The organism is Nonomuraea sp. NPDC004186, assembly GCF_053603495.1.
On sequence record NZ_JBSGFQ010000238.1, the window covers coordinates 1 to 7,255 of the forward strand.

Below are 7,255 nucleotides of genomic sequence, written 5' to 3' on the forward strand. Positions count from 1 at the left end.
ATCAGCGAGGCCGATCTCGCGAAAGAACTGCCCGACAACAAGCTTGCCGAGTTCGTTCATCGCGTTTACGCACTCGACTGACACGCCGGCCTGATACTCCGCTGCCAGCGGAGTGGTGGACAGTGATGACTCCGCAGCGAGCCGGCCCCGGTGACGGCGGAGCGGTTCCAGGCGCTTGTTTCGGTCGGGACGCGACGCCTGATCGTGCTCGATCCGCCCACGGCGCGGCGCCGGAGATCGTCGTGGCCGCGACTCCCGGCTTGTTCGTGGAGGCAGCGGCGGAGCGTCTCGATCGTGCCGGGATCCATCGGGTGCTGGTCACCGACACCGTTGCCCGGCCGCCTACGCCACCGATGCGGCTTGGGGTGTGCTCGGTGGCCTCGCTACCGGCCGATGCCATCGGACGGCTCCATCGCGATGAGCCGCTGGACGACCTACTTGCCCGGACTTGAAGGTTCTGTGGCGGCGGGCATGCACAGGGAGGGAACAATGCCGCACACACGAGTACAGAGCATCGAGCGCACTGTCCAGACCACCAACCGATGGCTGGGCGATCTGGCTGACGCGTTCGGCACCGAGGACCGGGACTTCGCCCAGCGGGTGTTGAAGGGCTGGCTGCACGCGGTCAGGGACGGTTTGACCGTGGACAGCGCGGCCCACTTGGCCGCGCAACTGCCCGATCTGCTCCGTGGGGTGTATTACAACGGCTGGGAGCCCAGCCGCGTGCCGATCCGCCGGAGCCGGGAGGAGTTCATCGAGTACTTCGCACGCTCTGCCCGCATCGCGCTCAGGGATGTGCCCCAGTTCGCTGCCACTGTCACGGAATTCCTGTGCGGGGAGCTCTCGGAGGCGTCGGTTACGCATGTGCTCGACCGGCTCCCTCGGGACGTGCGTACCGTGTTGCAACCCACCGGGACGGCCGGGAGAGGTTGATCGCATGTCCGAGCCCATCATCGTAGGGGTGGACGGTTCCCAGGGAGCGCTGGCCGCGGTGCTGTGGGCGGCGGACGGCTGCTGGCAGAGGCCGCCGCTCGGGCAGTGATCGTGGTCCGCGGCACACCCAGCGTGGTGCAGGGCGAGATCGTGGCCGGTCTGGACCCCGAGGACGCCGTGCACCCGGCCATCGATTACGCCTTCGAGGAGGCGCAGGTCCGCGGGGCCCGGCTGTGGGTCGTACATGCTGGGATCTGCCGTCGAGCAGGGTGGTCGCGAGCTTCCCGCCCGATCTCGAATTCATCGGCCAAGCGCGGCAAAAGCGTGTTCATGACGTTCTGTCGCCATGGGCGAAGCGGTATCCCCGCGTAGAGGTGACCGAGTCGGCCTTCCGCGGAAATCCCATCGCGGCGCCGTGCGAGACTTCCGCTCGTGCCGATCTGGTCGCCGTGGGCTCGCGGGGCCGGGGGGTGAGCCGCTCGGCTCGGTCAGCCACGGTGTCCTGCACTACGTACGCATCCTGCCCGGTCGCCGTCGTACGGCCACGTGTCCGAGCCGACTGAACACGTTCAGGGGTCGATGCTTTGCTCCATGGAGCCGGTGGTCGGAGTTCCCCGGGGCTGCACACGACAAAGACCTGTGAGGCGCTCTCCCTTCGCCGGTATGGTCCGGATCAGGTGGCTAGGGGTCGACGGTCAGTCTTTCGGCTTTCCGACCTCTCAGCCCTTCCGTTGATCCTCCATCGAGGCTCTCAGGTCGGACTCCCTCGCTCGTCTCACAGGCCTAAAACCAACCTCCCGCCGTCCGGTTCGTCTCGCTAGGGACGGAAGTCCTTCTCTTTGAGGACCAATGGCCCTGGCGCCGCGGCCCAAGCCCGGGTCGGCCGGGAACGCCTCAGGGACGGTAAGGCACCCGCCGATCTGGGCGCGCTGGTCGTGATCGCCGTGGCGGACAGAACCTGGTCGTCGGCTCTTGAGATGTAATGAGCTAGCCGTCAGGTTTACGGCGGCGCCACCGCGCGCACGCCTCCGCCCAGGAGGCATCCCACGCCGCGTACCGCCCTCTGTCGAGCAACCCTCTGAAGGCCCGGAAGGCCAACGACAGGGTAGCCGCTGATCCCACGACGACCAGGAAGGCCGCGACCGTGGCGCCCGTCAGTGTTTCCGCGTGGCTCGTCGGAGGAGTGGTCAACTCGCCGTGACCGTCGATCCATACCTTTACGGACGTACCCGCTCTGGTGCCCGCGGGCACGGCCACCTCGCCCATCTTCCAGTGACCGGACGGAGCCATCCACCGCGCGGGAGCGTGTGATCCCGGCCCCGCGCCATCCTCGCCACTTCCGGCAGGAAGGGTGTACGGCGCATCCCGGGCCAGAGTCGCCGTCACTGACTGGCGGATGCCCTGGCCGGCTCGCTCGGCCTGCAGTCCTCTCTCATAGACCGACCGCCCCACGACGACGGCCGGCCAGACGCTGAGCAGCAGCAGAATCAACGTGGCGGCCACAGCTGCCGCTTCCAGCCGATCGGAGCGACGACGCAGCGGATTCCGTCCCAGCCAGTACCGGCGCACTCGAAGCAACACCCACTGACTCGCGCGCCTCATCACGCACCTCCCCCTATCCTTCAGCCTCCGGCGGAGGCAACGGTTCACGACAGGGGCATATGACCCGACCTCAGCGGGCCCTTGGACCTCCTGTTCGCAAGAGAGATCAGGCCTCAGCTCACCGAAGGCGGACGGCTCCGGGTGAACGGCCGACCTTGAGGATCTTTGCCGTGGTTTTGCCACGCTTCGGGCAGAGGGCCCGTACGACGTCCTCAACGGCTAGCGAAAGGCGCAACCATGAACGACGTCATCGTCGTGGGGACTGACGACTCGCCGGGCGCCGACACCGCCATCGCTTGGGCTGCTGCCGATGCCACGCGCAAAAGGCTCCGGCTTGAGCTCGTACATGTGATCGAACACGGCTCCTACGAACTTCCGCGTTTCCCGATCCCTGGCCTGCTGGATGGCCTCAGGGAGGCCGCCGAGGCCATGCTGGAGAAGAAGGCCCAGGCTGTCATGGCCCGCTGGCCCGGCATCGAGGTCGCCACCAAGGTGAAGATCGGATCGCCGGTGGCCGAGCTGCGGGCGCAGGCGGAGCCGGCCGCCGAACTGGTGGTCGGCTCGCGCGGCCGGAGTAGATTCGCCAGCGCGTTGCTCGGCTCGGTCAGCCTGCGATTGGCGGGCCACGCCCACGGCACGATCGTCGTCGTACGCTCGATCGCGGCTGACCATGGGCGGCTCGTGGTAGGTCTGGACGAGACCGACTCCTCAGAGCCCGCCCTGGCCCACGCCTTCAACGAAGCGTCCCTGCGCGGAGTGCCGCTGCACGTCCTCTACGCCTACGCCGTCCCCCTTCACGCGGTCTCGCTCGACCTGGACCGGCTGCAACGAGCCCAGTACGACTTCGTCCATGATCGGCTCACCCCTTGGCGCGCCAAACACCCTGAGGTCGACGCGATCGCGGATATCACCTCCGTACATCCGGTCGCGGCGCTCACTGAGGCGTCCAAAGACGCGGACCTGCTCGTGGTGGGCAATCGCGGGCGTGGGATAGCGGTGCTCGGCTCCGTCAGCCACGGCGTACTGCACCACGCTCAGTGCCCGGTCGCCGTGGTCCGCCGCCGTGGTGACGATCAACCTGGCCGCTGACCCTCTTTCGTTGAGTGGTTCGCCGACGCCGGCAATGAACCGCAAACCGGGACAGATCGTAGGCAGGGCATCGGGGCGGTGTACCAGACGGTCACCCGCTGGTCCCCCCTCGGCCGCACGGCAGCCCACCGAGGAAGGCCCGCTGAGCCGTCTCCCGGGCAAACGTGCGGCATTCCTTCCCAACGGCGGACCGAAAGACCTCGGCACCCAGGACCTCCGCCCCTGCATCGAAGCCTCTACAAATGTGATTAATACCCATATACCGCCCGAAAAGATATGGAGGTATCCATGGACACGCTGATGCGCAGGGAGCGCTTCCTACCCGATCTGCTCGACTGGTTCGAAGAGCCGCTGGCCGCTGTGCGGTCAGGCACATGGCAGTCCATGCGGTTCGAGGACTACATCAAGGACGGCAGGTACGTCCTCCGCGTCGAACTGCCAGGCATCGATCCCGAGAAGGACGTCGAGATCGACCTGACCGACGGGGTTCTCACCATCCACGCGGAGCGGCGTGAGGAGCACCGGGAGCAGTACCGCACCGAATTCCGGTACGGGTCCTTCACCCGCTCCATCTCGCTGCCCCAAGGAGCAGATAAGAACGACGTCAAGGCCGTCTACGACCAGGGGATCCTCGAAGTGAGCGTGAAGCTGGCCGAAAGGAGGCCAGAGGGACGGCACATCCCCATCGAGGGCGCCACCCAGCCGAAGGAGTGATCAGCCTAGGGACGACGAACGACCGGGCCGACGGAGTCGCCGTGCAGCCGCGTCTTGAGCTCGTACCGATCCGTCAGCAGTGTCACCGCTCATAGCGCAGGCATCTCTCCGGCGGAAGGTGTGAACAGCGGCCGATCGTCCTGCTCAGGCGAGTCGAAAGCCTCGAATGGGACTCAGAGTGTCGCGATGGTCACAGACGCTCGTCACCACCCCTCGGGACTTCCGGCCCTACTTCCCGACGTCGCCTGGAGCTGTGATGAAAGCACCGGGAAAGAAGCAGGAAGGAGCTGACCGGCCATGGGCATGACCGTTGAGGACGTGATGACGAGCAAGGTCGTCTCCGTCACCGCCAATACCCCGTTCAAGGCACTCGCCGAAACGCTCGTCAGCAACGGCGTCAGCGCCGTACCGGTCCTGGACGATGACAACCACGTGATCGGCGTGGTCTCCGAAGCCGACCTGCTGTGCAAAGAGGAGTTTCGCGAGCAGTTCTACCTGGAGGGCTACCGTCCGCCGCTGCGTACCCGGCTGCGCCATCCCAAGAGCCGCCAGAAGGCACGGGGCGACACCGCCGCCAACCTGATGACCAGTCCCGCCATCACCGTCCCTCTTGAGGCGCCGGCGGTCGCGGCGGCCCGCCTCATGGAGACTCACGGTGTCAAACGACTGCCGGTCATCGATTACAACGGCCGACTGCAGGGCATCGTCAGCCGCTGCGACCTCGTCAAGCTGTTCCTGCGTGGCGACGAGGAGATCGCCGCCGAGGTTCGCGACGACATCCTCGGCCGCACCCTGTGGTTCGACACCTCCGGCATGACCGTCTCGGTGAACGACGGTGTGGTCACGTTGTCCGGCCGGATGGAACACCGCGCCGAGGCCGCCATTGCCGTCCGCGTGGTCGGAAACGTCAACGGCGTCGTCAGCGTGGTCGACGAACTGGCCTGGAAGATCGACGACTCCGCGTGGCAGGCCGGATAGCCGTGCCGGTACGCGATGTCCCGGTACGGAACAGCTCGGCCGCCACGGCGCTGTCGCTGACCGCCTGGGCACCGGGAAGCCGGGACCACCACATCGTGGTCGATGCCGACGCCGCATCATCGCTGGTCGCTGTTCAGACGCCACGGTCCGGGCCTCGTCGGGCCTCTGGGCCAGCAGGCGTGGCTTCGCAGTAGCTCGTCATGTCGGCCAGCACGACGAGAACGGGACGCCGCAGGACGAACGCCAGATGCTCGGCGACGGTCAGCGCTGTCCGCGGCGTGAGCAGCCGTTCGATCACGGGGTCGTCGGCGAGGTTGAGCAGCAGCGTCCGCTCCGCGGCCGACGAACGTCTCTCCAGGATGTCGCGCACCGTCCCCGCGTCACCGTCAGTCAGCCCCATGGCGGCGAAGATGACGCTGAACGGCTCGCCACCGGTGTGGGCCTGGGCTGCCACCTGGGCGGCGAGCTCCAGGTGGGGCAGGCCTCCTGGGCTACAGCACCGCCCCGCTCGTCTCACTCGACATCATCGCCAATGTCGCCTCCTGCGTGTTCGACTCCTCCCTCACGCAGGCGCGCGAGGACCTGGTCAAGGTCTTCGGCTGGTACGACAACGAATGGGGCCATGCCAACCGGCTGGTCGACATGGCCCGGCGGATGGCCTGACCTTTGGTCAGCGCATCCGCCGCAGCAGCTGTGAGGGCGGCTTTTCGCAGGGCGCCACCCGGATCCGGGCGTCCACGGTGACCGCGCCCTCCGGAGTGACGATGACCGGGTTGAGGTCGAGCTCGGCCACCTCGGGCAGGTCTTCGAGCAGCCTGCCGATCCGGACGACCTGATCGGCCAGAGCGGGGACGTCGACGGGTGGTGAACCGCGGTAGCCGTGCAGCACCGGGGCGCAGCGCAGCTCGCCGATCATCTCGAGGGCGTCGGTGACGGGAGGCACCCGGAAGGCGCGGTCGGCCAGCAGATCGGCCATCACCCCGCCCATGCCGACCATGACCAGCGGGCCGAACACCGGGTAGTTCACGCCGCCGACGATGATCTCCACGCCGCTGGGCAGCATGCGCTGGACGATCGCGCCGGTCATCTCCGTGCCTATGCGCGCTGACATGTCGTGATACGCCTGCCGTACCTCGTCGGGGGTCTGAAGGTTGAGCCGCACCCCGCCGACCTCGCTCTTGTGCACGGGACCTGTGGCCTTGAGCACGGCGGGCAGCCCCACGCGCAAGGCCGCCGCGGCGGCGGCCTCAGGGCCGTCCACGTCGAGGGACTCCACCGGCGTCACGCCGTAGCAGCCGAGCAGCCGGGCGGCCTCGGCGGGTGATAGCCAGCCACCGTCCGGGTGCGTCTCCAACTCCGCGTGGACGATCTCCCGGGCGGTCTTCTCGTCGGCGGGCGGAGGCACTGGAACGGGTTCGACGGGCCGGCTGCGCCATTCGGCGTAGCGCACCGCGTGGGCCAGGGCCTGGACGGCCTGCTCGGGGAAGGCATAGCTGGGGACGCGGCCGTCGATCAGGCCGTCGTGGCCGACGACGCAGGCCAGCACGGTCTTGGCCGCCGTCTTGGTGGCATCCGCGATGGCCTGACGAGTCGCCTCCAGGCCATCACCGAACGGTGGGGTGTAAACGACAAGGACCACGTCTACCGCGGGCGAAGCGGCAAGGACCTCGACGGCGGCGCCGATCTCGGCGGCGGTGGCATCGGCGGTCAGGTCGACCGGGTTGCCCAGCGCGGCGGCGGCACGGGCCTCCAGCAGTCCGGGCGGCAGCTCCGGAACGATCAGGCCGTGGGCCTCGCAGGCGTCGGCGGCCATCGCCTGCGGCCCGCCCGAATTGCCCACGACGGCCACCCGGCGACCGGCCGGCAACGGCTGACCGGCCAGCAGCTTGGCAGTGTCGATCAGCTCGTGGACACTGTCGAGCCGGATCACACCGGCGGC

General features: G+C 67.9%; 7 protein-coding genes. 4 read left to right on the forward strand and 3 right to left on the reverse strand.

Annotated features, from left to right (window positions below; all coding sequences use genetic code 11):
- The first annotated feature begins 489 nt into the window (after positions 1 to 489).
- A complete protein-coding gene (locus ACWEPL_RS64505; protein WP_452442869.1) occupies positions 490 to 933 on the forward strand; it encodes a DUF2267 domain-containing protein in 444 nt (147 codons plus the stop codon).
- Between the two features lie 987 nt (positions 934 to 1,920).
- Here the strand turns inward: ACWEPL_RS64505 and ACWEPL_RS64510 are convergent.
- Positions 1,921 to 2,535 carry an Rv1733c family protein gene (locus tag ACWEPL_RS64510; protein WP_452442879.1) on the reverse strand — a complete coding sequence of 205 codons (615 nt, stop codon included), beginning with the start codon at positions 2,533 to 2,535 and terminating at the stop codon, positions 1,921 to 1,923.
- A 237-nt stretch (positions 2,536 to 2,772) separates the two neighbouring features.
- Between ACWEPL_RS64510 and ACWEPL_RS64515 the strand changes: the two genes are divergently transcribed.
- The 3 genes from ACWEPL_RS64515 to ACWEPL_RS64525 all read left to right on the forward strand — a co-directional run bounded on the left by ACWEPL_RS64515 (position 2,773) and on the right by ACWEPL_RS64525 (position 5,316).
- The gene (locus ACWEPL_RS64515; RefSeq protein ID WP_452442871.1) at positions 2,773 to 3,624 is read left to right on the forward strand and encodes a universal stress protein; all 852 of its coding nucleotides are present in this window, start codon (positions 2,773 to 2,775) and stop codon (positions 3,622 to 3,624) included.
- A 288-nt stretch (positions 3,625 to 3,912) separates the two neighbouring features.
- On the forward strand, positions 3,913 to 4,338 hold the full coding sequence (locus tag ACWEPL_RS64520) for an Hsp20/alpha crystallin family protein (RefSeq protein ID WP_452442873.1): 426 nt from the start codon (positions 3,913 to 3,915) through the stop codon (positions 4,336 to 4,338).
- A 297-nt stretch (positions 4,339 to 4,635) separates the two neighbouring features.
- Positions 4,636 to 5,316 (forward strand): CBS domain-containing protein, encoded by a 681-nt coding sequence (locus tag ACWEPL_RS64525; protein WP_363983019.1) that lies wholly within the window; start codon positions 4,636 to 4,638, stop codon positions 5,314 to 5,316.
- 133 nt (positions 5,317 to 5,449) lie between these two features.
- Here the strand turns inward: ACWEPL_RS64525 and ACWEPL_RS64530 are convergent, their stop codons facing one another.
- Positions 5,450 to 5,770: a hypothetical protein gene (locus ACWEPL_RS64530; protein WP_452442875.1), complete on the reverse strand. Its 321-nt coding sequence runs from the start codon at positions 5,768 to 5,770 to the stop codon at positions 5,450 to 5,452.
- Between the two features lie 216 nt (positions 5,771 to 5,986).
- Positions 5,987 to 7,255: acetate--CoA ligase family protein (locus ACWEPL_RS64535; protein WP_452442877.1), on the reverse strand; the 1,269-nt coding region annotated here is incomplete at its 5' end.